Origin of the sequence: Pedobacter suwonensis, from assembly GCF_900111825.1 — a bacterium.
Lineage (GTDB): Bacteria > Bacteroidota > Bacteroidia > Sphingobacteriales > Sphingobacteriaceae > Pedobacter > Pedobacter suwonensis.
Map to the genome: position 1 here is coordinate 393099 of NZ_FOJM01000002.1, position 26052 is coordinate 419150.

Here is a 26052-nt window from a genome sequence, read left to right on the forward strand (position 1 = left end):
TATTAGCAGACTCTACATCCTCCCCTCTTCTAAAAAACTATAAAATCCATATCTTGAGACTATCAAATGGTCATGCACTTCAATCCCTAATATATCTCCTCCGGACTTCAAGCGCTTTGTTAAAGTCAGATCTGCATCACTCGGAGAGAGTTCCCCGCTTGGATGGTTATGTGCCAGGATCATCGAGCTTGCACAAGCCTTCAGCGCCACCGCAAAAATCACCCTGGGATCGGCAACGGTTCCCGAAAAACCTCCCTGGGAAATATTCACCACACCCAATACCCTGCCCTTTGTATTGAGCAAAATCACCTTGAATTCTTCCAAAAGTTCCATCCTACCTTCATCCCACCGTTCGATTAGAACCTTGTAAGCTTCCCTGGAAGAAGTAACCTTTGGCAACTCTGCCAATTTAAATGCCGGACGGTAACTGATCTCGATCTCTGCCACTTTAAAACTTAAATTTTCCATAATTTTTCTGATTTAATTATGGCGGTCAGCAAGGTTCAGCTTCTGCCAAAGCAAAAGGAGGAACGGAATAAATGGGCAGGCGGGCAAAGGCTACAGGCGGGTTTATGCCGGAAATTCCTTTGCATGCCAGAAATGAACCTTAAATTTGTCAGAATTGAATAAGAACTCCAATTTCTCTTCAAAAGGCAATACTAATTTATACGGAACTTGATTGTTGAATGGGTATGCATCCATCCAGGCAACGATTAAACTCAATATCACAGGCTTGCGAGAAGGTGTTTTAATGTTGCCGAAAAGCGCGTGAGCGGTTGCAGCGGCATCCTCCCGCAGGGAGATACAGCGGAAGACGCGACCCTTCTTTGGGCACGCCCCCAAAAAAAAATATCAATCTACATTTACCCACAATTAGTTGGTTTTAGACCGTAAATCACCACGCATCACTGCACGCCTAAAGCTATTGATCATATAGAAGATTATTTTTAGACGACTCCTTAAGATCATAACACCAAGCCAAATTCCTACTTCTTCCAATACAGCTTTAACATGATCCGATACGTACATGCCACAACTACTATATCAGGTCAGCATGCACCCCATCAGTTCCCTAGCTAATCACCTTAACTTATCCCCCCACCGATGTTTTTCTCCATATCCTTCAACACCCAATCCAATTCCAGATCTTTAGCTGCCAAAAAAATCTTCAACCTGGTAAGTAATCAGAACATCCGGCATCACACCTATGCCGTCAATACTGCTAATGTCACCAAAAAAAAGCGGTAAGCGTTCCATAACGGAGCAACAGCTGACTCTCTCAGGTAAGCTAAGGCTTTTAGCGTCAAAGCCGTCCTTACATTTTTACTGCCGCCTGTTTCTTCACCAAGAAACGTTACATTTTCAGGGCTTTCAAATTCACAGCGAGTAAACTGCCTGCCGAAAATTTAATGGAATATATTTCTGAAGCAGGAGACCTTGATTTAAGAACACTACAGGTTGATGATGAAGTTAGTTATACCATAGATCACAAAAAGACTTTTTTTAACTAATTTTTCCGTTGGCACTGTAGATCAATATAGCTAGATGTGTAATTATTATATTTAAAATATGCTTTCAAGCAGCCCAAACAGAGGCGCTTTATGGTCTTGTCTAAAATTTAAATATTCCGCTTTATTGAATTCATTCATCCCTGTATGTTTGGCAATCGATCCTCTCAACTTAGGATATTTAAATTAACAATGGAAAAATTAACACTCTTTAAAGGCAGAATTTTTGCCTGCCTAATCCTTATGTGCTTATTGCTAGCACAAGCCTGTCGAAAAGACAGGGGCTACCTACCCGAACCTGAAATTAAAAATGGACAGCTTATTCAGCATACAGCAATTATAAAATGGTTTGAGACCAGCAAATATGCACAACTTGTAGCACTTGACTGGAAAAAGGCAAAACAGGGAATCGTGGATGGAAAAAATGTTGTCCGCATACCAACACTTAATGTAGATAAGATCACAAAGCTAGGTAACTTGCCTAACCTTAAGAACAATTCGTTGAGCAGTAACGGCATTTCAGCAGGGATTTCCAATAAGGCTGCTGCAACAGGAAACAGCGACAATGTTAATTACAATCCTGCGCACCCACCAGAATTGTTCTTGATACAGGATGGCCCTAGCGGTAGGATTAATTCATTCCTCCTTAATTTTATTCCGAAGAGCAAGAACAGTGATGCAGGAGAAAATGGAATATGGACTGGAAAGCTATTAGAATGGAATCTTGAGGGTGATACTGTTTTAGTTCAGCAGCTGGAAAAGAGTATAGTGAAGGACTTTTATGCTATGAAAGTAGGCGCTTCATCACCTAGCAATCTACAAAGCATAGTGAAGAAGAACAAACTACAGTCGCTTACATCAATAAAAAATAAACAGGTAAGTGGTTTCTTTGGCTGGTTGATTGATAAACTTGGCGAGTTTATAGGATGGGCTGGAAGTGCGTTTGGTTTATCAACTTACCAATATTATACTTATGATGCATATAACGACTCGTTTGATAGCGAATGGCGACTTGATATTGATTTTAGCTGGCTCACAGGAAGTGGAACACCAACTACGCCAGGCAACCCGGTAACGATTCCTCCCCGTCCACTTGTAATGCTTTATACCGGAGCTGGCCTACCTATATATGAAAGTTATGCTATCGGTTACAATGGCGGTGGGGGTGGTAATCCGGGCAGTTATAATCCTAATGATCCGAATAACTTTGAACCATCTCCGATCGATTATGGTGAAGGTCCGATTGACGACCAGCCACATGGACCAAATGTTAATTTCAATAATCTCTCTGCTCAATATCTGGTAAACGAGGGCTGGCTAACCGGAGATGCTAATATCTCCTATATAAATAGCCATAAAGAAATAGCAGATGCATTTGTTACCTATACAGAAAAGATAGTTAACCGAACTCAAAGTGATATCGATTTTATTAATTGGGCAATTATCTATTTAAGTGGAGATGACAGCCGTTTTAACCAAGAATTTAGAAATTTTTTAAATAGTAGTGATGATGCTGTTGGTGAAAATGAAGATTACAATTCTTCTTTAAACCTTGTTATTCCCTCTAATTTAACCACAACTTTCTCATCAAATGGTTTTGGCGTTCATACAACCAATGGATTACAGACAGATACTTATCCAGAAACACATCCAGTCTCGATAGCGATAGCAAACTATAATGAATGGATATACCGAGCACTAATAGGTGCAAATAACACTTCAGTAAAACACATGCATTTGAATAGTAAAGGATTATCAGGTTCAGATGCTTATGCAAAAGGCATCGGGGCGATTGGAGAAGGAATATTTGCCCAAAGGGTTACTACCGAATATCCAACCAGTCCCGGCGGAAACATGTACATTGGTTACTATATCAATACAACACATATAGATGCTCTACAAGAGCACTTCTTGCCTGCTGTCGGAGGGAGTTATTATGGATTACAGGTTAATTACACTGATATTTATGGCAACCCATTAAGTAAGAAAATGGAGTACCCAGATCCCAATCATAGCACAACTTTAGAAAAGGGGCGTATTGCCTATGAAATTAAGACGAATAGTGCGAATAGAAATTCTGAGTCGACATTATACCAGACATTTTTACTTGGCATTAACCAAACAGTTCATAGAGCCAACATCTCAGGTATTGATGCAGGCGTATTAGTAATGGATTTTGATGCTTGGAAAAAGCTTATAAACTCTTCGTACAATCAACAAGTTATTTCCAGGCTAAATGAAGTTTACAACATTAAAAATTCTAAGAACGAGCAAAAAATATATCTGAGAATTGAGAAGAATTTGTGGTCTGACGCTAACAAAGCGTACTGGGACATTCTTGGTAGAATAAAAAATTTATGATAAGAAATATATTAACTTTACTAACTATTTATCTGAGTATTATGAATTCTGCAGCAGGCCAAGCTGATCAAAAAGATTTGATGATCAATTACTCAAAATTTGTTTCTATAACTGATTTTGAAAACGCTGATCAGATTGAAAAAATTTATGTTTTTAACGAGTCGACATTAGTTTTTCCAGTTATAAAAGGCGAGAATATGCCAAAGAATGGCATTAAAGTAGAAATACCCAAATGGATAGGTGATTGTAAAAATTTAAAAGAATTTTATATGGTTGGGTTATTCATTTCGGATCTTGACTGTAATATGATGAAGCTGGAGAATTTAGAAAAACTGAAGTTTTCAATACCTAAAAACTCCAATCTCGAAAAAATAATTTCAGATCTTGCTAAGTTTAAAGATCTAAGGGTTTTAGATATATCAGATTCTGTCATTGACAAAAAGCAATTGGAAAAACTTGAAATTGGCCTACCTCAAGTTAAAGTTATTGACTCAAGCTTTTTTAAATAATCGCTGTATTTTGATGGTGTTATTTATTTGATCCATTAAAGAATGTCTTCGGGTTGCATCATCAAACAGGTTACTACTATAAGTTTTATTCCTAATTCACTATTTCTGACACTATTTATTGTTAAAATTTAAACGAATCCATGTTTGATTATAGTAAACTAAAAGACCACATCTGCAAACGCCAAAACTTATCTGCTGACGAAGCGGAAGAATTTTGTGCAAGTTTCAGTTTTGTCCGTGTGAAAAAACGTCAGTTTATCGTTCAACCGGAATTCGTGGCTAAATACAGATTTTTTGTTATCGAAGGGAGTTTCCGCGCCTATGTCATTGGTGACGGCGGAGAGGAGCATACGATCCAGTTTGCAATCGATAATTGGTGGATTACAGATTACAACAGCTATATTTTTCAGCAACCAGCATCTATGTTCGTTATGGCTTTGGAGGATAGTCTGGTACTGCAAATTAGTTTTGATGCGGAACGCATGCTAAAAAAAGCAAGTCACACCTATGAAACCATCTTTCGGATATTAGCCGAGCATACAGCTGCCCATATGGCCAGGCGGGTCATTCTTAATCTGACAAAAACTGCTGAGCAGCGTTTCGAGTTTATGCTGGAAAAATATCCCGACATCGTAAACAGGGTACCGCAATATGCGTTAGCATCTTATCTGGGAATGACAACAGAATATTTGTCCAAGCTTAGAAAAAGGAGGGTTAACGCAAAAAAGTTAATCTAGTTCAAGAAATTCAATTGAACTGGTTCGTGCAAAATTCCTAAACCAGTTCATCGTTCCCTTTAAGCCATCTTTGGCAAATTTGTATCGTCTCCTTCAGGGACAAACATTGATTAAAACGATACAAAAATGGGACAACTCACAAAAACACAAGTACTAATTATGGCGACAACTGCAGGTGTTGCAGTGGCCAATGTTTATTACAGTCAGCCGATTTTACATGCAATGGCTACGCAATTTCAGATTAGTATAGAAAAAGCTGGCAATATTTCGGTGTTATCTCAAATTGGTTATGGAATTGGTTTATTTCTGCTCACCCCGGTCGGGGATATGATCGATCGAAAAAAACTTATATGCTATCTTCAGGCAGGGCTTATTTTCTCCCTGTTACTTACCGCTTTCTCGCCAAACATCTGGGTACTCTACGCCGGGAGTTTTTTCACAGGCGTTTTCGCTGTTGTTGCGCAGGTGATCCTGCCAATGGCTGCCAGTCTGGTTTCTGAGAACCGAGGTAAAGTTGTAGGGCAGATTTTTACAGGTATTTTGGTGGGGATTTTAATCGCAAGGGTATTTAGTGGCTCCATAACCGGTTGGCTCGGATGGCAATATGTATATATTATTTCATCCGTAATGGTATTTGTTACCGCAATACTGATGCAACGGGATTTCCCCTCAACAACTGAAAAGTTTACCGGAACCTATGTAGGGCTATTGAAATCCACTATCCACCAATTAGGCCGGTTTTCTTTACTAAGAAAAACTGCGTTAACCGGAATGCTGGCTTTTGGGACCCTAAGCGCATTTTGGGTAACACTTACCTTATATTTAAGCGGTAAACCATTCCACTATTCGGCTTCAACCATTGGGTTATTTGGCCTGCTGGCTGCAGCCGGTGCATTAATTGCGCCTGTTTTCGGAAAGTTGGCAGATAAGGGATCGCACACCAGGTCGCTAATCTTCTCCACATCCCTGACACTGCTCAGTATCCTGGTGCTTAAATTCTTTCCAGAAACGATTCCAGCGATATGGATAACGGTAATCCTGTTGGATATTGGCGTCCAAGCCACTCAAGTTACAAATATTGCGGTTATCTATACATTGGATCAGAAGGCTAACAGCAGAATAAACACCGTTTACATGACAAGTTATTTTATCGGTGGTGCGCTTGGTTCGTTCATTGCTATTCAATTTTATCAACTAGGCGGCTGGTCATTGGCAGCCGGTTTTATGGTGGCGCTTGCGATCATTACGATCATAAATGTTGTCACAACTAAACCTGCCCCCAATCATCTTAAAAATCAGAACTAACATGAAAGTTATTATTATCGGTGGCTCAATTGGCGGCTTGTTTGCAGGAATAGAATTATTTAAAAGTGGTTTCGATGTGGAAATTTATTAACGCTCACCGGGTGATCTGGTGGATCAGGGAGCTAGATTGGTTATACAACCTGACATGATGGATTATATGATTGGTAGCGGAATAAGCAGCCATGAGAAATTCGGTGTGATGGCCAGCCAGCGTCAGGTACTTAATTCCCATGGCCAACCAGAACACATTTATCTTAACGATACGGTATTTACATCATGGAATTACCTATGGTATCCAACAAATTCAAAAACATAAGAGCCATCAGACAGTTCGCATCCTACGCAGGAATAGCGCCCTTCCCTTATAAATCAGGAACCACCATCCGCAAGAAAACCCGGGTATCAAAGATTGCCAATAAAAAAATGAAAGCCCTGCTACATAATTCTGCCGTTCTGGCCAAAAAGTTTATCCCGGATATTAAAGCATACTATCACCGTAAAACGGATATAGAGGGAAAACATAAGATGTCAGTACTCAATGCAATCCGATTGAAAATTGCTGCAAGGGTATACTCCTGTATAAAAAACAACAGATTATACGAAAAAATACATGAATACAAACCTGCCAAGGATCTTGCCCCGCCAATTTAACCAGTCAAGATCAATCAAACCGGTTTGAGCATGATCCACGAACTGCCTGGTGAGCATGGAAAATGGAATTCCTATCCCTTAGCGCTAAAACATTGTACACCGGATCATCCTGATGAAAATGCAAAAACTCATCACCAGGGAATGATTTAAACAGGTCAACCCTCCAGGCTGACTAATAGTTGCACAGCCATTTGCTATTTCTTCCAGTACAAGGTTAGCCTGGTCCGATAGGTACCGGCGCCCAAATATCATATTCAGATCAGCATATACCGCCCCAGTTTCCCAATGTGGATCACCTTCCCTGGAGCAGGCAACACTACTGGTAAAAGACTGTCCGGATTTTGGAACGGATGCTACCCTGGAACTTCGCGAGACCATCAATACAGATGAATAGGGATTCCCAACTACGTATCCATAAACTGGCAGGCCATCTTTTCAGGGAACACCGCGGAAAGATGGTTTCCTATTGTCTTCAATTTGGTTACCATCATTGACTAAAATTTCGTAACTACAGGCATTCGAATCAAATTCGAGCTCATACAATGGGTAGTAATCATATTTCTTTACCTGCTTATAAACATCCAGCAAAGCAAAAAACTTAGCAGCACGTCAAAAAAAATAACAATACACTTAACCAACAATGCCACACTTCCCGTGTCCCACGGCATTACTGTATGGTTAACGATTGCCTAATAGCTTTCAACGATAAACACCTTTATGTGGCCCTAACTTCATCCTTCCCACCATTACATGAAGCGAGCCTGGTCATTGATTAACATTACCAACAATTCCCCAAATAAATAAAGGACCAAATGAAAACAGCCCCCTTCATCCCCATTTTGTTTTGCTATTTTAGCCGCGCCCATGAACGAACCACTGCACTACGAAACAGAAAACCTGCTAATCCATCCCTTCAGGCCGGAAGAACTCGAAAAATTTGAAAAGCTAGCCACTGACATCTTTGCAATCTTGTCTGATGAGCAAACCTTAACCTACATTCCACAGAAAAGACTACATAACATTCTGGAAGCAGAACTTTTCCTACAGACCATGGTCATGAACTACCATGCAGGGTTAAACTACCTTCACTTTATCACCGATAAAAAGCAGGATAAAGTTATTGGCCTGATCGACCTGATCTCACCAAAAGTTGCCCGGCAACACTACAGCATGGAAACTTATCCGTTTTTTATTGAGTTTTATCTGGCCGCAGCAGCAACAGGCTGTTATATCATGACCGAAATACTGCCACCGGTAATTGACAGTTTGCTTTCACAAGGCATCACCAGCATTTGCGCCGTAGTCAACAGATCTAATATTGCTGCCAGAAAGGTTTTGGAGAAAGCACAGTTTTACTATAAGGCACCTTTTGACGAGCTACAGGATCTCTATGAAATGATATGACCCTATGAAAAAAATCAGGGCAGTTAAAAAAACCGGTCATTATTATTTCTTCCATGTTTTCAGGGATAACGGAAAAAACTTCCGGTGGTTGGCGTTTTAGCTGTCATTGATAGCAATAGAAAAGTTTACCACTTTCCGTTCTCCGCTCAACGTCTTTACCGTTGCATCTCCTGTTAATCTTCCGGTAATTTCCATGATCTAAAAATTTTAAGTTTTACATTGTTTTTGTTTCCTTTCCCTTTTCCTAAAAAATCTTTTCAAAAGAAAAAACGGAAAAAAGAAAGTCCGGAAAAACGGGTGCAGAGTGAACGGAGAGCTATAAGTCCCGGAGGGTGTTCTGGCGCAGCCAGGACATTATGCGCTCGCAGAGAAAGGAGCGCCCGAAATTCACGGCCTTTTTATCAGTTTCGATTGGAAAGCGTGCAAGCGCGTTTAATCAGTCCCCAATTGAGAATTTATGTGCTAGGTTAAATATTTGCGAAAAAAGCAAAATAATTGCCTCAATAAATTGTATCACCAATCTATCTTTCATATATTCATATGACAAACGTTTTTATAACAATTATGCACGAGTTATCACAAAAGACCAAAATTTGGATTTACAAATAGATGGTTTAAATAAAGCAGGTTGCGAAATTATTTTCCAGGAAAAAACTTCCAGTAAGCCTAAAGAACTGCCAGATTTGACTAAATGATTTGAAAAGTTGAGAAAGGTGAAACAGTTTTTGTTCGGAAATTGGGTAGTTGAGAATTAGCCGGGCAACTTGCTAGAGATACGTTAAAATTTATGATGGGTTAACAGAAAAACAAAATCTAAGTAAATGAAAGATTATCTACTGGAAATAAGCGGCTCAATGGGGCTTTTGGTTCTTGTTCTGGCTTTTATCTATTGGCCAAAGAAACGCTAAACAAGAACGGTGATTAATATATCACGCTCAATATCTGAAATAAAATTATTATTGCATTTGCTGGTTATGGCAATACAGGAACTGACCTATTGCATATTAGGAGCCTGTTTTTGCATTAATTTCTGTTGAATTTCAGCAAGCGCATGTCTCAAAAAACGAAAGATAATTAGCACACAAATGAAAATTATAAACGCTTTGCCTCTCATTCTACTTTTATCATTGTTTTCATGTGATAGGGAAAAAATACCTATAAATCTCAGGTGATTAACCAACTCAAAAGTATTGAAGATATGAATTTATCAGAGATAGATGTTTACTTTGATAGTATTGGATATTCTTGGATAAAAATTGACGAATTGAAAGATCGTGTAATTAAATTGTGTATTTCGGGGAAAATGGCCGGTCGTTCCGTTTTCAAAGTGACGCCGCATTTCGCTTCAAACTGACGCTCGATTACAGAGCAAAGTGGTTATTTTGGTTGTCTTAGCCGCTTTTAGATCATAGTTCAAGAAATATTTCGTCGAATTTAAGCGAAATAAGAGACTTTTTGGAGTTCTCATGATTTATCTCAAATGGCACAGCCCGCCAGTTGATAATCCTGCATATGCGTTATGATAAACCGAACGGATTGGGATGAACAAAAAGTACTAATCCCACATCGTACCATTAAGACCCAATATCAGACCCATCCACAACCCAACCATTACAGCAAAAATGCTCAAAACAAAAAAGACCGTACCTATCCAACCTTTTATTCTTCTAAGTGGCTCAGTTAAGTCATAAAGCAAGCCGATAAACGCACCAAGCAAAGGCGTGAGTAAAAGCGGTTTTATACGCCAGGTAATTCCCCATGCAGGATCACCTTTTCCAGCTCCAATTACAAAAACGCCGACCATCACCAATCCGATTGCGCCTACCAAAAGCATTCTTTTAAACAGCAAATGGGTAAACCATTTTTTTTCACTTAAATTTTCCTGAACTGTCATCATCCTGATTTTTTTAACAAAACTAGTTATTTACTTTGTAATTCAAAGTACTTTTTATTTATTTTTTTTTGAGTTAACTATCTATTATATATCTGGTAGCAATTGTTAGGATTTATTATTCGGGAAGAGTCAAGTCCCCTGCAGATCCCTGGCAATATCCCATCATAAATACTTACTCCCTGTCAGGGACAGACGCGGCATCCTTTTGGAACAAAAGATACAGCAGATGGCCCGGCCCTTTAGGGGACAGCCAACAACTACCCACCCCTCTTCTTAACACCAACCAAATAACACCCAAATCTTACTGCCACAAACCAAGAATCGTCTAGCTAATTGCCAGGTCAGAATGTGCGATATCCTGCAAAAACAAAAACAGATTGTTTTTACCTCAGGGGTTTATTAAATTTAAAAAACAAACCTCCATGAACCAGGACCCAATCGTTTTATACATCGATGCCAACAACAATCACCGCTTTCTAAGCTACACACAAGATCCTGATAAGATTTGCAAAAACATCAAGCACTTTGGAGCAGAATATGTCCATGACATAGGAATACGAAAATCTATATACACCGATGATTTAGTAAGTATAAACATCGTTGGAAAATATATCTGCATTTTACATACGAATACAGCATTCCAAAGGATGCTGCTCTTTGATTCTATGGCTATTTCTGATGTGGATGTAGTGGAGAATTTTTTAACCAAACTATACAACAGCACCTTATCTGATGATTTCTTATCCAAACTTGAATATCTGAAGTCCCGTTGTTCCCGGTCTTTTTATCCCGTTTGGTTAAGCTGTGATATCCCTTCCCCTGAATAAAACTTCCTATCCATTTCGTATATCCCCCTTGACGCTTTTACCTGTGGACCTCCAAAAAACCCGGCCCTGGAAGAACTGCACAAACAAAAAATAAACACATACCCTGCTAAGCCACCACTCCAGCAAATCCCAGTCCACCACCTTATCCACCCAGAATCATCCTACAGCCCAGACCGCCCCCTATCAGCATACAATACCAGGCTCCCCGGTGCTCCATGGCCTGAACCGGTGATATTTAAAAAAACTAAATTGATTAAATCGTCTTGATGACTAAATTTGTTTAAAACCTACGGGAAAAATCCTATATGAATAAACCGGATTTGAGATAATGTCCCATCAAAATTTAATTGAATGATCATCATTATCGGGAGAAGACTTAAATGTTAACCAAGGAAAGACCAAAGCGTGAGCATAAGGCCCGGTAAGTTAATGCTCAGCACCAATTAAAAAAACGGTCAGGTGAGTCAGAGCTGTCGCCAAAGGTAAGACCTATTTTGTAGAAAAACGCCTGGCCGTACAGGATGGGAAATAAAACCCTCACCTATGGATGCATTAAATAAGACAAAAAGGTATGTCTATTTCATCGGGATCGACATATCAAAAGAAACCCTTGATATCGCCGTCATGGTTCAGGGATCTGTTTTGGTCCACAATAACATCCCCAATGAACCAAAAGCGATCAAAGAACATATGCTACACCTGAAAGCTTCATTGAAGTTTACCACCAGAAATACCGTTGTCGGAATGGAAAACACAGGAATTTATGGCAACCACGTGATCAACAAACTGAAGACACTTAAAATCGATACTGTCGTTGACCCGCCTCTTCGCATTAAAAATTCTTCGGGTTTAATCAGGGCCAAAACCGATAAAAAAGATGCTGAAAGAATCGCCCTCTACCTCTATAAATCGAGGGATATATTAAGATTAAGAATACCAAGGCGGCCAATCATCGAACAGCTGGCCGGTCTATCCGCTTTGAGAAAGCGGTTACAATCCCTTCATATCGCTATGCGGGTCCCCTTAAAAGAGCACACAGGCTTTGTAAAGAAAGGCCTGATTGAACAGAACAACAGACTTTGCTCCAGGAGTTTCGATGCGCTTAGACTGGATATAAAGGATGTTGAAGATTCAATCGAGGCAACATGGAAAGCGGATGAAGAAACAAACCGCCTGATGACCCTGATGCAGTCGGTGCCCTGTGTGGGGCCCGTTGTTGCATTGGAAATCCTCATCTGCACCAACGAATTCAAAAACATAAGAACCATCAGACAGTTCGCGTCCTACGCAGGAATAGCGCCCTTCCCTTATAAATCAGGAACCACCATCCGCAAGAAAACCCGGGTATCAAAGATTGCCAATAAAAAAATGAAAGCCCTGCTACATAATTCTGCCGTTCTGGCCAAAAAGTTTATCCCGGATATTAAAGCATACTATCACCGTAAAACGGATATAGAGGGAAAACATAAGATGTCAGTACTCAATGCAATCCGATTGAAAATTGCTGCAAGGGTATACTCCTGTATAAAAAACAACAGATTATACGAAAAAATACATGAATACAAACCTGCCAAGAATCTTGCCCCGCCAATTTAACCAGTCAAGATCAATCAAACCGGTTTGAGCATGATCCACGAACGGGCTGGATACCCGACTTCGTCCGTGGATAAAGCGACCCTATCTTACCGAACGCATGACAAGATAAAAACTCGTTCAAATTGACCTGGCCAAAGCCTCCATCCAAACGCGGTTTAGTTACAGAACAAAAGAACAAAGAGGGGGCGAAACTTTCCATACTTAACCGGACAAACCAAAGCTTGTGCCCATCTTTACAGTAAACAAATTTTGCCGGCCTCATTAAAAATGTGCAATTTAATCTGCCATTACGATCAAAGGAACACCGGTTTCGGCAACTGACTTTTAATTAGTTAAATAGCTAAACAAAATGCAAGCTGTCAATGTTAATCAACAAAGCCCAAAATGAACGACCAGAGACGTTATTCGACTAAAAAAAAACACCAGGCGCAGCTGCTGGAACAGCGCTTTCTGGCATTGGCGCTTGCAACATCCGATGTTGTTTATTCGCTAAGCCCGGACTGGGAAATTATGTATGAGCTGGATGGCCGGGGTTTTTTGAAAAATTCAGACAGGCCCATTACCGGATGGAAAGTGATTAATGTTTTTCCCGGGGACATGGAAATTGTGAATGATGCGATTGCCGCTTCCATCCGGGATAAAAAAACATTTGCGCTTGAGCACCGTGTGAACCGCGCAGACGGCACTACAGGCTGGACCTTTTCAAGAGCAATTCCGCTGATTGATGCCCATGGAGAAATTACCGAGTGGATAGGAACAGCGAGTGATATCACCTCAAGGAAAGAAGCGGAAATTGCACTTCAGGAGTCAGAAGCAAAAGCCCTTGAACAGAAACGGATTTACGAAACCATAACTTCGGGAACGCCGGATCTCATGTACGTGTTTGACCTGAACTATAACTTTATTTATGCGAATGAAGCGCTGCTGGAGATGTGGGGAAAAACTGCACAGGATGCAATCGGAAAGGGATTACTTGAAAACGGCTATGAACATTGGCATGCCGAGATGCACTGGCGGGAAATTGATACCGTGGTGGCTACCGGACAGCCCATTAGGGGCGAAGTTACCTTTCCGCACGCCACTCTGGGGAAAAGATATTATGATTACATTTTTACACCTGTATTTGGCCCGGATGGCCGGGTAGAAGCGGTTGCAGGCACCACCCGCGACGTAACTGAGATCAGGCAGACGGTTACCCTTTTGCAGGAAACCAGCGAAAAATTAAAAGCCACCAACGAAGCGCTTGCAGCAGCTAATGAAAGGCTGCTATTGGCAAATGAAAAGCTCTTAGCGGTAAATGAAGAGTTGTCGGCTGCCAAAAATCGTATAATAGATACCGAGAAAGCGATGCTGCAGGCGATAGATGCAGCCAATTTGGGTACATGGTCCGTAGAAGTCGGGACCACAGATATTATTGCCGATTCAAGGGCAAAAGCTTTGTTTGGTTTTCTGCCCGGAGAAGCGTCAACTTTGCCGCAGCTTTTAGCCTGCATTCCTGAAGACTACAGGCCTAATGTAAGTCAACAAATCAGGTTAGCGATACGTGATGGAAATACCCTTGACATAACCTATCCTGCAAGTGGCTTTCGTGATAAGACTTTGCGCTGGCTTAGGGCAATTGGCGATTTTGACCGCAAGAGGGCACCCGGAGCAAAGCAGTTCATGACCGGGATACTGATGGATGTAACGGAACAGAAAAATGATGAATTCCGTAAAAACGATTTCATCGCAATGGTGAGCCATGAACTTAAAACCCCGCTCACTTCCATGAAAGCATTCGTTCAGCTTGCACAGAGCAGGCTCACCGGCGGAAGGGATGTAACTGCGGCGCTTGCCATTGAGAAAGCAGTGCACCAAGTTGTCAAGATGTCAAACATGATCAACGGGTTCCTGAACCTGTCAAGACTTGAATCAGGTAAGATACAGCTCAATATCGAACCATTCAATCTTGCGAAACTGATTGAAAATGTCGAGAAAGACACCCGGGCGACTATTGTTAGCCATACACTGCTATTTGCCCCTGTGGAGCAAGCCGTTATCCATGCAGACGAAGACAAAATAAACCATGTTATCCATAACCTTATCAGCAATGCGGTTAAGTATTCCCCACAAGGCAGCTCAATTATGGTAGCCTGCAGCAAAGACGAAACGGAAGTGTGTATCAGCGTGAGCGATAGCGGCATTGGAATTGATCAGCATGAATTGCTAAAAGTTTTTGAGCGGTATTACCGGGTTGAAGGTAGTAAACTGGCAACCGTTTCGGGTTTTGGAATAGGTCTTTACATCTGCAAAGAAATCATCAGCCGCCATGGTGGCCGCATCTGGGCAGAAAGCGAACCCGGTAAAGGTTCGAAATTTAGCTTTGCCATACCTATGTCATCAACTTAACACATTTTGCAGCTTTGATTCATCGGAACCTGATAGCCAGACGGTATCGAAGTGACCATATTTTGATATGCTCCAGATCAATAGCTCCATAAAGTAGCATATACCCCGTAAGATTGATTGCCTATTCCATAAGGCGGACGCATAGTAAAGGTCTTATCGCCGTAGCAGTTTAAACCTATCCCTCCCCCCACCGTTCAGGTTTTAAGGATTTCCAGTCTAGAGCCCTTTAAAATAATTCTGCATCAGTTTCCGCAGCCAGCAGGTTGGGCCGTAGAAAATTGTTAGCTTTAAACAACCGGCATTGGCGCTGCACTTAAAAATATATGAGAATATCTTTTTTGATAACGTTTATCATGCTTATCGCTGAAATCAGCCATGCACAATATAGCTACACTCTTCATGTCAGAAGCCGGAAACTGGAGGGAAAAAAAATCAAATTGTACCTATTGGATAATAAAGCACAACAAGCATGGAAAATAGATTCCTCAACTATTGAAAACGGAATGGCCAGGTTTAAAGGAACCATGTCACAGCCCGTCCACTTCGCAGAGCTGGGCTTTAAGATCCAGGGAAAGTCCGCTTCAATTAAGTTTCCCCTGGATTCCGGAGAACATTACCTCCGCTTAGAGACCGGTACAGGCTTAAACGGGCAACCAGGCATTTCCGGACTGGAAACGAACAGTATGAGGATATGGAGACAAGCAGACCAGCTATGGCATTCTTTATACGATAAATATCCATTAACCTCCAATGGCAGGGCCATACCCAAAGCGATTTTCCTCGGGGACTTAAAAAATCAGCTCCAACTGGTGAGCAACCACCCAAAAGACTATTTCAGCGTACTGCATTTGTATCAGACCAGTGCGAGGGAAGTTTCACTACACCATGCCACTTCAGTACTGGAGGCCTGGGCAAAGCTTGACACCGGTCTTTCGGGATCGCCGCTGGGGCTTTCCGTCTATGAACGCCAAAAAAAATATATCAGGGGTTACCTCGACGCGCAGGTCGGCAAAAAGATCACTGACTTCACCGTCAGCGATATTGACGGCAATACATTTGACACCCGCTCCTTACGGGGGCAAAATTACCTGATCGTTTTGTCCGCAACCTGGTGCCTTCCGTGTCAAAAGCAGCTGCCCCGTTTAAAGGCTCTATACGATAAATATAAGACATCCGGATTAAAGGTAGTATACCTCAATAATGACGATAACATAGCGAACTGGAAAGCGCATGTCAATAAAAACGGACTGACCTGGATCAACGTATCAGAGCGGGTGAAATTCCAGGAAAGCAGGATTCCCAGGTCATTAGGTATTTATGCGGTACCCACCTGTATCTTAGTCAATGCGGAGGGTAAGATAACCTACAATTCAGACCAGGGGGACACGGGCTTAGATAAACTAGATGCGGCGATCAAGAAAACGATTTAAGCCCGGAATTACGTACCAGGTAATTACCGGGCCTCTTAAAAATAGGAAAGCCCTTAATTTTATACTCAGGTCAACGATGAAAATTGATTGTCAGCCGACAGTTAAAACAATTTTCCCCTGTATATGGCCTAAAGCTGCCCGTTCATGAGATTGACGGGCTTCGGAGAGCGGAAATATGCTGTCAATCACTACACGGATGACCCCCTGATCAAGTAAAGGTGCCAGTTCTGCAAGCTGTTTGCCATTCGAACGTACTTGAGTTGCAGAAACGTTGACGCCCAATTTTTCAGCTTCATCCTGACCGGAGAATCCCAAAGGGAAAATCGGAAACAATGCACCGCCGGGTTTCAGGGTTTTTAAAAATCGTCCTGTTTTGCTTCCGCCTACAGCGTCTATAACCAGATCAATATCTTTTACAGTCTCTTCAGCATTATTTTTAGTATAGTCAATAAATTCATCGGCACCTAGTTTTCTCAGCAAATCTTCCTGTCTACCGGACGCAACGGCAATTACTTTCGCCCCCTTCCATTTCGCAAGCTGTACAGCAAAATGACCGACTCCACCAGCTGCTCCGTTGATGAGTACCGTTTTGCCGGCAAGAGGGACTGGCATGTGCTGATTTGGTTGAAGGGGATTCTGCTCATCATGACCGACTTCGATCATAAACTGCCATGCGGTAAGAAGTGACATGGGGGCACCGGCTGCATGAATGTGATCAATTCCGGCCGGTTTCAACGCAAGATCCGAAACGGGAACATTTACATACTCTGCATAGGCCTGACTCGGCCCATAACTCGGAAACCGCACCATTGAATACACCTCATCACCAACCGAAAATTCATCCACATCATCGGCAACTGAAACAATAACACCGGAAATATCGGTACCCAAAATGATTGGAAAAGGCACCTTTGGCTGCCATTCGGGAGGTAACATTTTGTATCCGTCACGCAGATACCAGTCTGGTGGATTAAGACCTATTGCAGATACCTTTACCCTTACCTCTCCTTTGTTTAAAACAGGCACCGGAGCATCCTCATAGAGGAGGACTTCAGGACCTCCGAATTCATGTTGACGTACAGCTTTCATTATATGACTTTTATTAAAAGTATCCATGTTATGATCTATTTGTTTCATTCTTATTTCTTTATCTGTCGGTACAAAGTTAATTTAACGGTATCTTTGGAACAAGTATGTACTTTTTAGTATCCTATGAACTTAAAAGTATGTATTGCTGAAAATCAGATAATTAAATTTAGTAAAACATGAAAAGTAATTTAACTGATTCCGGGATGGTACAACAATGTGGCGTTGACTATGCATTCAAACGGATTGGAGGAAAATATAAAGGAAGGATATTATGGCACCTTTATTCAAAAAAAGTATTGCGCTATGGTGAGTTGAGGAGAATTTTGCCTGATATCACTACTAAAATGTTAACCCAGACGCTACGGGAGCTGGAGGATGATAAACTGGTTACCCGCAAAGTATATCATGAGGTCCCTCCAAAGGTGGAATATGCTGTAAGTGAAACCGGAATGGAGTTGATCCCCTTTATCAAGCATCTACACGTCTGGGGAAACAAACAGCTGGAAAAAGAGGGTTTTCCGTGCGAAAGCTGAATCGCCAAAACCATCATTTACACTGATGCCAGCGAGAAACTTTGTCTCCCAATTCCTATCAAGGTTAATGAGCCTGTGGAATTTACGCCATCATTTAGTAATGGCGTACATACAAAATTACAGGCCCAGTATACATTGAGATTGAGCCTAAGGCATGAATTGGAATAAAATTTGCCGGTTATGGGAAGCCGGCTTTAAAGTAGCCATGTTATAAAAATTACGGAATCCTGATAAACTCCAATATGATGTGGAAGACAAGTGTTTACGGTATCGTTTTAACTGTAGGAATTATTCTCATAAGCTGCAACCCGAGGAAAGATCCGGTCAATAAAAATAGTTTTGGGTCGCTAACGGCCGTGGATACAAAAACGCTGGTGAGCATGATTAGCAGATTGAACCAGGCATTGGCTGTAAAAGATTATTCAGCGGATAAAGGAATCGCCGTACTTAAGCCGTTGACCTCAACATATAAAGTCTGTATCCCCGGCTTCACAAAGATGGTTCCATACGATGAAAGTTACTTATATATCTATTGCATATATGATACAAAAGAAACACCTCCCCGTGTATTATCTTTTAGGTTCCAGCTTCCAAGGTCATTGGCGCAGAAGATCACCATGAGCGACATTAGGAAACCATTTCAAAAATGGGAAAAGGAAAACACATTTAAGAATCCAGATCATACGATAACAGATAACTACAAAATCAATGAGGGAAATACCACTATCGCGATATCCCAGCATGTGCTTCCTAATCAGACCGATGGTATGATCACCGAGGTGACATTGTACCGCTAATATAACAAGGGTCTGCAGCATCTTTATTGATAAACTGAAGTGTGAACTGTCTGATTTTTATTATTGCATTTATTATAGGAGCTGGGTACTATATCTGCCCGTTAGTACCATGAATGGCCGCTTATCGTGAATCTGATTAACACCACTTTGTCTTATTCAACCCAGTTTGAGAAATTAACCAGTCAATTAAATTCCATCATTAACATGTTTAAGCAATTATTGGCCGTAGTGAAACGAGAATTAAGCACCCAAAACAAATACAATAACCTAAAAGCTCCTTCTCACCTAGCTAATCAAAACGCGTTCAGGGTGCCGCTATTCCCAAATTTGTCCCTCGAAAAAGGCTATCCGCATAATAACAGCCAAAAGTTAATACTTGATGTTTGAGCAGAAAAATCACTCTAAGCAGTGGAATATTTTAGCAAAAATAAGATAACGTATGGTGTGACCATCAAGCCGATGATGCAATCAATAGACTTGCATCACCTTTCACCCCTTGAACGGATATTAAGTCTATGCCTATCGTGATTTGCTTTTTATCTGTTACTGCTTTTATTGTATTCATGCAACAAATTTTGCTGACGTTTAGTGTTCTAAAAATACATTTTTAACATCCAATTCTCAGACATGATAATTGACACCATGCGCGCCTACCTTAATGTCTCAAGGACGGCACATTAATAGATTAAAGTTAGCATCATAACAAATGCTTAAGATTTTTACCCATCGCTTGAATAAGCTATTGCTTTCTCATTTTAGAGGAATTTAGAAAACTTTCACCGAAGCTGTACTGGTGTATGACAAATGGTGAGTATGCCAGATGAATGTTTCCTAGGTTAATAGTTTTTACCCCCAAATGGATTTGCTTTTCGATCGTGTTCTTTTCCAGGTACTTTAATTTAATATACTGGTCCACAGTCAATGTGCCTTTAATCGCAACCTGAACCGGTACGTGAGGTAATATGGTAAGCGGTGAATTATCCTTATTCTTTAGAAAAACCGTATCACTAATGCTTGGATCAATGCTGTCATTTTCATCAACAATGTTCCAATAGAGGTAAAAATTACTAGAATCGCCGCTCAAAATGTAATTTTCATTATAGCCATTTTCTATGACCATTTTCGTCTCGATATTATAGCTGAACAGATCTTTTCGTTTCAGTTCTAAACGGAGAACCTTATTATCGCTGTTTAAGAAGTAAACTTTGTTTTCGATTTCGTTAGAACCTAGGACTCCTTTAAGAAGAAAAAAAATAACCAAAGGTATGGCGATATTTAAAAATGCCCCGAGTGTATGAACACTTCCGCTGATTAAGTTACGTTTGTGCGCAATAGACAGCGCGCCAAATGGAGAAATAAATAAACCAAAAATATACACAAAGCTTACCAGGATTAAAAGCCCTGCAATTACTTCCTGCACTTCCGGCCCAAGACCCAGTAGGTGCATAAAAGAAACCAATATCGAAGTTAAGATAATCAGGAAGCTGAGAAAGCAAAACGTCCAGGAAGCGAGCAAAAAATTATATCTCGAGACGATCACCCGGTTCTTTTTGGCGGCAAATATGAAGGCAGAAATTTCAAGCGTGAAGATAATAGCTAGCAATGTCCTGGAATTGTCCTTTATACTGTTATTTTCAAATAGATTATCAATGAACAGATTGTAAGAGTTTTTCAAAAAATCAGTGCTCAACATGAAGTCAGCTTTATTAACACTCACACCGACAACATAAAAAAATAAAAATGAAAAGACCAGTAGGGTATATTTTTTGATTTCCGTGAATCCATTGGTATCCCTGAAGAGTAAGAAATAAATTCCAACATCGCCTTTCCAAAACAAGCGAAAGGCTTTAAGTTGAAATTTTATGGAATCTAAAATTCCTGAGAAAAAACTGTCCATGGGAATTCGGCGTTTGAGCGTTACGTATGTTGATATTAGTACTAAAATAAGAAATATTTTATGTAATACACATCTGTCAATCTTGTCTACAAGTTACTTATTCCTGCTTTATCCTAAAGGTCCGCAGTCAATACGCCCAGCCCATTAACGCTCTCTACCGGTAACAATTTGATAATGTCCACTTACATACCTTTCATTTGTTTTCAAGCACCTGTTTCATCCACCACACTCTCATTGTTTTGCTAATATTTCTAATCAAGCGTAACAACGGTTGTTTTACGGCACCATCACTTTCACTAATATCATCAAATACTTTAGTTCCGTTCAGTCTTCAGTCTTTTGGTGGTACGATAAAAATCTAAGTAATGACCATCCCGAGCTGAGGTATGGTTTGTTTTCCTCATGCTCCATCCCACGAATGCTTAACAGGGTTTCCAGCATCGTTCTTATTTCATCATCCCTTTTTAAATCTGCTTCATTTTTTTCAAAAGTAAGAAGTATAGATCAATTCCACGGGACCTTATTCTAGCCATGACAGGCAGAAATTTAACGTGCTGAGATGCGCGTTCTTCAGTCAAAGAAAAAATAAATAAGTGCTATTCATTTTTTGTACGGTTGAACAAGGTGAAAAAAGGTATATCAACCAGGACAGACACATTAAACCGGCTTACACTTCGGTTTGTTTCTGTTATCGTTGCTGCACCCGTTTCATACTTTATCGTTCTTAAATTTGGTATATAGTTCCAGTGTATCCCCGCCGTTACAGGAATTTTTGGCACATTATAAAACAGCCCGACACCTGGTGTAAAAAAGTATTCGAGCTTAAAATCAGTGTATGAAGTTGTATCATTGTTGAGGCGCTGGTTAACGACCGATCCGAGATCAATGAGACTGACGAAAGCCGTTAACCTTCCCGACGCGAAAGTAGACGATATTCCTATTGGAGCTGTTAAGCCGATGTTTGCTTTTGATTGATTTACAAAAGAGCCATAGGCCTTCTCCGTACCTCCCGTAAGACCAACATAACCATTAACCGAAAGATTAAAAGTACTTTGCCGTTTAATTGACGAACTACCTATCGGAAGTGCATAGGCGTTCATTAAAGCCTCCATATCGGCAGCGCTTTTGACGTCGGCCAATTGGGCGATAAAAGTCAGATGTTTGTTATAGACTTCGTTAACTCGTGTGTACTTGCCAAATTCTATTAGCATGCTGGCAATGGCGCGCTGATAATCCCTTTGCATTACCGGCTCTGCCAGATCAATGTATCTCGAGAGTATGGTTATTGCTTCCTCCGGGATGACGATACCTAGTTCTTTAATTGAATTTATCTCACCATTGAACTCAATGATTACTTCCTCGATTACCTTCATATAACCAATTGCATCCTGCACTGATGCTATCTCCGCTTTCTTATTTTTAACGTAGTCTGCAGCCTGGTTTAGCTTATCTGAGACCACTATTAGTTTGTACATTTTTTCGGAAAGCACTTTTGTATCGTCGATGTAAACACCTCCTTCCATTAGGTAGGGGCGTATGAATGGAATCGTTTTCAACTGCTCAAACAATAATCCATAAAAAAATATGGATTGCGCAGATTTATTCCTTTCCTCCAGAACAGGTGGCAGCTCATCTGAACTGACCCAGATATTCGGGGAATTTTTTGTTGCAATAAGTGCCTGCGATACAAGATCCAGTAGCGAGAAGATATTCTTTACCTTTCCGCCATCGCGATATTTCACTGCCGCAAGGGCAGTTATGATCTTTTCGGTGTTGTTCCCTTTTTTGGTGTTTTTGTAAATACCGTGTGCTGCCAAGATCAGGTCTTTATAGTCCGGCTTGTCGGCCAGTTTAGGAAGAATTGCATCCAAGTTCAGAACCAGGTTATCTGGTAGTTGGTTCAGATCGTACTGGGCTACCTGTTTCAGGTAAACCAAATCAGCAGAATAATAACTGTGTTTCGTATATAGCTCCTCTATCAGTGCGTATGTTTTTGGAAAAACGCCTCTCGTAAGCTTTGTCTCCTCCGTATTTTTAACTATCGCCTTAAATATGTAATCAATTGACGCGGACAATACTTCCTCTTTGAACCTGCCAGCCATGAAGTTGGCCGTTCCGTTGATTAGGGCAGCCTGGAGACTAAGTGACCCTGCACTCGTTTTTTCAACCGGTGTGATCTTGAAATCATCTGTGAGGGATCCATTGTTTGCATGTCTAACACTAGGTACAAAGTCTTTTAGAAATGGATTGCTCACGATATTAGACCGGTTCAGTCCGTATTTTTTGACGACTTCGAAAAAATAGTCATTTTGAGGAGCGCCGGTGCCGGTATTAGAAAACGAGGCATCAAGAAGCTTTAAAGCATCAAGATAAACATTGGGATTTTTTGACTGCTGGGCAACGGCGCTACACCCAATAAATACCATAAAAACGAGAGAGACGGTAATTGTTTTCATGAGACTGGTTTATAGATAATTACCTCCACAAGATATATTCTTAATTGATATTTTACAAGAGCCAGATGAAATTTTTCTTCTCGATTTCTGTCACGATATAACGATCAGCTTTATCCTCATGAAGATCAGGCTCATTGGGCCATCGCCCGCAACGATCTGTTGTCCTACCATTTATTCAGATAGCTTGTTTACAGATCCCTTGAAGAATAGATAAAACACTTACAAACATCTGAAATAAAAAGGCCAATGATTTGTTTTGGCCTTTTTTTGCCAGCGCTTGAGCGAGGTACAGCAACATCATTTGTGGAACAAAAATACCGCGAAAGATGCGCCCCTTTAGCGTCACGGCAAATGCTCGCGGTATCATTTCGCCGGTTTAGTCGACTAATTTTTTAATGCTATCAATTTAAAATCTGAAGCAAGGGAATAGGATAAGGATAACCTTTGGAAAAAGCCTGATCCCGAGAGATAAAATTTCAGAATCAATTCATTAACTTTAGATAATGAGAGCTGTCGAAAAGCCTTTCAAGCTGGAAGTTGGCGGGAAAACATTGCGCATCGCTGAGTATGAACTGGAAGGGAAAAGGGTTTTCCATGTGAATTTCGGACCTGGAGGAAGCCCCTTGGTGATTGCCATTGCGATAGGGTCAAACAATAAAAGATTTTGGACATCTATTCCTGAGGGCAGACAGAAAGAGGCAACTGATATTGGAAGATTAATTGCGGAATACATCCGCGCTAAAAAATAGTAAGCTTATGTGTTATTACAACGGACAGAAAGTAACAAGGGCCGAGTTTATCCAGTTGAAACAGCTGGAAAAAGCGGTAAAGAACTATGATTTTTTGGATGTAGACGTACATAACGGGTTCAACTACCCTCCCTGCGCTATTGCCATAGCTACAGATGATAAGCGTGACTTTGAACTTGTACAGGCCCAGTGGGGCTATGTGCCCGGCAAAATGAGTACAGATGAAGCAATTGCTTTTCGAAGAAAGCTAACGACTTTGAATTTCAAGGCTGAGAATCTGTGGGTGAGCGAGAGCGGTAAGCGTTCCATGTGGAAGGATGCTGCCAGAACGCGCAGGTGCCTTGTTTTATCTACCGGTATTATCGAATCCAGGCATGTGCCTAAAATTGGCAAGAAGGGTCAGGAGTTAAAAGAAACCATCAAATACCCTTACCAGGTTACGCTAAAAGACCATGAGTATTTCTGGCTTCCGGGAATATATAGCGACTGGGTGAATACCGACACAGGTGAGGTTACCAAAACCTTTGCCATTGGCATTACGAAGGCAAACGAGCTGATGAAGCAGGTACATAATTCCAAACTGCGAATGCCATGCATACTGACCGACCAGCTCGCATGGGAGTGGCTAATGGGCGATCTCAGCGATGACCGGATTACCGAGATCGCGATGACTCAGATACCATCAGGTCTTCTGGAAAGGTGTACTATTGGGTCAGAGTACCGTCTGGAGGGGGTTATCAATAAAAAAGACTACCCTGAGCTGCCAGAAATCAAACAGGAATTTTTAGATCAGGAGGTGCTGGAGTTTGACCACTGGAGAAATTAGCGTTTCTTTTTTGACTTAGTTCAGTAGAAGACAACCAGACGTCAGTTTTAGCATAATATGCACAGGATATAGAAATACGAACATCTATATACACCGATGATGTAGTAAGTATAAACATCGTTGCGGAAGAAAAAAACGTGCATCCAAGAGTATTGCAAAAAATGTATCGGTATTCATCTATTTTAACAACGATGAATGACCAGAGTAATTTCTCCCATGAAAAAGCAGACGAGGCACTGGATGCGGTGCTTTGTTTCTAAAACAGATAGCCCCGCAATTAATCCGGGGCTATCTTCGGGGTTGCGGTTCCCTCTTAACATTTTTGTTAGCTGGTATTTCTAATGATTTTGTGATTTTACCTTCTCAACCATTTTTAGGACACTTTTTGGCAATTCTAAATGATGCACTGAAATTTCAATATAAATCTGTCTTCTAGGGGCTATAACTTGCCCAAGAGCATCTTTTTTATCATTGAACATCATTACGGCCTTTATAGCTGTTTTGCCGGTTACCTCTTCTAATTTAGGCGCTATGGAATAGATATTTTCGTTAGGGGTGTTTTTTAAATAGATATATGTTGAGTCACAATAGCTATCGTCGAGCTTTCGTTTTGGGACATACCGGATAATCTCAACATTGTCCGCCTCTACTTGTTCAATAGATATTTTAACGAAATTATTGCCATGGAACATTGCTTCACGGTTTCCAATATAATTACCTAACAGCTTTGAGTCTTGGTCTTTCTGCATTTGTTCGATATTACCCAATTGGAAATAATAGGCATTCTTATCGCCCATCTTTTGTATAAAGTATGAATAGTTAGTGACACTATCGGTTATTTCGACTTCGGTTACTGTTTCTTTTTCAGTGTTCTTTGTATTCGGTTTACCCATGTAGATGGGAACTTGATAAATCATAAAGTTCTTCACTTTAAAGATGTTCAACTGCGTATCATTCTTTGTAACCGTTCTGTCAGGCGATAACATTTCAATATGCGTCTTATATCTCACAGCGTTCACTATCTGGCTATCTACAGGCTTATCTAAAGTTACGGGCTTAATTATTGTTGTCATCAGAATTAGTAACAGTTTCATT

General features: G+C 40.7%; 20 protein-coding genes. 14 read left to right on the top strand and 6 right to left on the bottom strand.

Annotated features, from left to right (window positions below; all coding sequences use genetic code 11):
- Positions 1 to 12 precede the first annotated feature (12 nt).
- Positions 13 to 468, bottom strand: coding sequence for a JAB domain-containing protein (locus BM107_RS04155; RefSeq protein WP_090980578.1), 456 nt, complete (start codon positions 466 to 468; stop codon positions 13 to 15).
- A 1232-nt stretch (positions 469 to 1700) separates the two neighbouring features.
- Between BM107_RS04155 and BM107_RS04160 the strand changes: the two genes are divergently transcribed.
- From BM107_RS04160 to BM107_RS04185, 6 genes are all read left to right on the top strand, one after another.
- Positions 1701 to 3869 (top strand): hypothetical protein, encoded by a 2169-nt coding sequence (locus BM107_RS04160; protein ID WP_090980580.1) that lies wholly within the window; start codon positions 1701 to 1703, stop codon positions 3867 to 3869.
- Positions 3870 to 3910: 41 nt separating this feature from the next.
- Entirely contained in the window at positions 3911 to 4378 is a 468-nt protein-coding gene (locus BM107_RS04165; RefSeq protein WP_090980582.1) for a hypothetical protein, read from the top strand.
- Between the two features lie 140 nt (positions 4379 to 4518).
- Complete coding sequence (locus BM107_RS04170; RefSeq protein WP_090980584.1) at positions 4519 to 5115, top strand: Crp/Fnr family transcriptional regulator; 597 nt, start codon at positions 4519 to 4521, stop codon at positions 5113 to 5115.
- Positions 5116 to 5241: 126 nt separating this feature from the next.
- A complete protein-coding gene (locus BM107_RS04175) occupies positions 5242 to 6420 on the top strand; it encodes an MFS transporter (RefSeq protein WP_090980586.1) in 1179 nt (392 codons plus the stop codon).
- A 276-nt stretch (positions 6421 to 6696) separates the two neighbouring features.
- The gene (locus BM107_RS04180; RefSeq protein WP_090980588.1) at positions 6697 to 7071 is read left to right on the top strand and encodes a transposase; all 375 of its coding nucleotides are present in this window, start codon (positions 6697 to 6699) and stop codon (positions 7069 to 7071) included.
- A gap of 864 nt (positions 7072 to 7935) precedes the next feature.
- Positions 7936 to 8475 carry a GNAT family N-acetyltransferase gene (locus BM107_RS04185; RefSeq protein ID WP_090980590.1) on the top strand — a complete coding sequence of 180 codons (540 nt, stop codon included), beginning with the start codon at positions 7936 to 7938 and terminating at the stop codon, positions 8473 to 8475.
- Between the two features lie 1555 nt (positions 8476 to 10030).
- Here the strand turns inward: BM107_RS04185 and BM107_RS04195 are convergent.
- Positions 10031 to 10372, bottom strand: coding sequence for a potassium transporter KefB (locus tag BM107_RS04195; protein WP_139222271.1), 342 nt, complete (start codon positions 10370 to 10372; stop codon positions 10031 to 10033).
- Positions 10373 to 10791: 419 nt separating this feature from the next.
- Between BM107_RS04195 and BM107_RS04200 the strand changes: the two genes are divergently transcribed.
- The 4 genes from BM107_RS04200 to BM107_RS04215 all read left to right on the top strand — a co-directional run bounded on the left by BM107_RS04200 (position 10792) and on the right by BM107_RS04215 (position 16610).
- Positions 10792 to 11196, top strand: coding sequence for a hypothetical protein (locus BM107_RS04200; protein WP_090980597.1), 405 nt, complete (start codon positions 10792 to 10794; stop codon positions 11194 to 11196).
- A gap of 543 nt (positions 11197 to 11739) precedes the next feature.
- Positions 11740 to 12792 (top strand): IS110 family transposase, encoded by a 1053-nt coding sequence (locus BM107_RS04205; protein WP_090980599.1) that lies wholly within the window; start codon positions 11740 to 11742, stop codon positions 12790 to 12792.
- A gap of 384 nt (positions 12793 to 13176) precedes the next feature.
- On the top strand, positions 13177 to 15180 hold the full coding sequence (locus BM107_RS04210) for a PAS domain-containing sensor histidine kinase (RefSeq protein WP_090980602.1): 2004 nt from the start codon (positions 13177 to 13179) through the stop codon (positions 15178 to 15180).
- A 353-nt stretch (positions 15181 to 15533) separates the two neighbouring features.
- Entirely contained in the window at positions 15534 to 16610 is a 1077-nt protein-coding gene (locus BM107_RS04215) for a TlpA disulfide reductase family protein (protein ID WP_159435192.1), read from the top strand.
- Positions 16611 to 16700: 90 nt separating this feature from the next.
- On the opposite strand, the gene BM107_RS04220 is transcribed toward BM107_RS04215, so the two are convergent.
- On the bottom strand, positions 16701 to 17699 hold the full coding sequence (locus BM107_RS04220; protein ID WP_090980723.1) for an NADP-dependent oxidoreductase: 999 nt from the start codon (positions 17697 to 17699) through the stop codon (positions 16701 to 16703).
- A gap of 176 nt (positions 17700 to 17875) precedes the next feature.
- On the opposite strand from BM107_RS04220, the gene BM107_RS04225 reads away from it, so the two are divergent.
- Positions 17876 to 18232: a winged helix-turn-helix transcriptional regulator gene (locus tag BM107_RS04225; protein ID WP_208864329.1), complete on the top strand. Its 357-nt coding sequence runs from the start codon at positions 17876 to 17878 to the stop codon at positions 18230 to 18232.
- Positions 18233 to 18474: 242 nt separating this feature from the next.
- Positions 18475 to 19029 (top strand): hypothetical protein, encoded by a 555-nt coding sequence (locus BM107_RS04230; RefSeq protein WP_139222272.1) that lies wholly within the window; start codon positions 18475 to 18477, stop codon positions 19027 to 19029.
- 739 nt (positions 19030 to 19768) lie between these two features.
- Here the strand turns inward: BM107_RS04230 and BM107_RS04240 are convergent.
- Positions 19769 to 20926, bottom strand: coding sequence for a hypothetical protein (locus BM107_RS04240; RefSeq protein WP_090980612.1), 1158 nt, complete (start codon positions 20924 to 20926; stop codon positions 19769 to 19771).
- Positions 20927 to 21522: 596 nt separating this feature from the next.
- On the bottom strand, positions 21523 to 23382 hold the full coding sequence (locus tag BM107_RS04245) for a hypothetical protein (RefSeq protein WP_090980615.1): 1860 nt from the start codon (positions 23380 to 23382) through the stop codon (positions 21523 to 21525).
- A 503-nt stretch (positions 23383 to 23885) separates the two neighbouring features.
- On the opposite strand from BM107_RS04245, the gene BM107_RS04255 reads away from it, so the two are divergent.
- Both BM107_RS04255 and BM107_RS04260 read left to right on the top strand, forming a co-directional pair.
- A complete protein-coding gene (locus tag BM107_RS04255; protein WP_090980618.1) occupies positions 23886 to 24131 on the top strand; it encodes a hypothetical protein in 246 nt (81 codons plus the stop codon).
- Positions 24132 to 24138: 7 nt separating this feature from the next.
- Positions 24139 to 24957, top strand: a complete 819-nt coding sequence (locus BM107_RS04260; protein ID WP_090980620.1) for an SOS response-associated peptidase — start codon at positions 24139 to 24141, stop codon at positions 24955 to 24957.
- 338 nt (positions 24958 to 25295) lie between these two features.
- Here BM107_RS04260 and BM107_RS04265 read toward each other — a convergent pair whose 3' ends face one another.
- The gene (locus BM107_RS04265; RefSeq protein ID WP_159435193.1) at positions 25296 to 26030 is read right to left on the bottom strand and encodes a hypothetical protein; all 735 of its coding nucleotides are present in this window, start codon (positions 26028 to 26030) and stop codon (positions 25296 to 25298) included.
- Between the last annotated feature and the right edge of the window lie 22 nt (positions 26031 to 26052).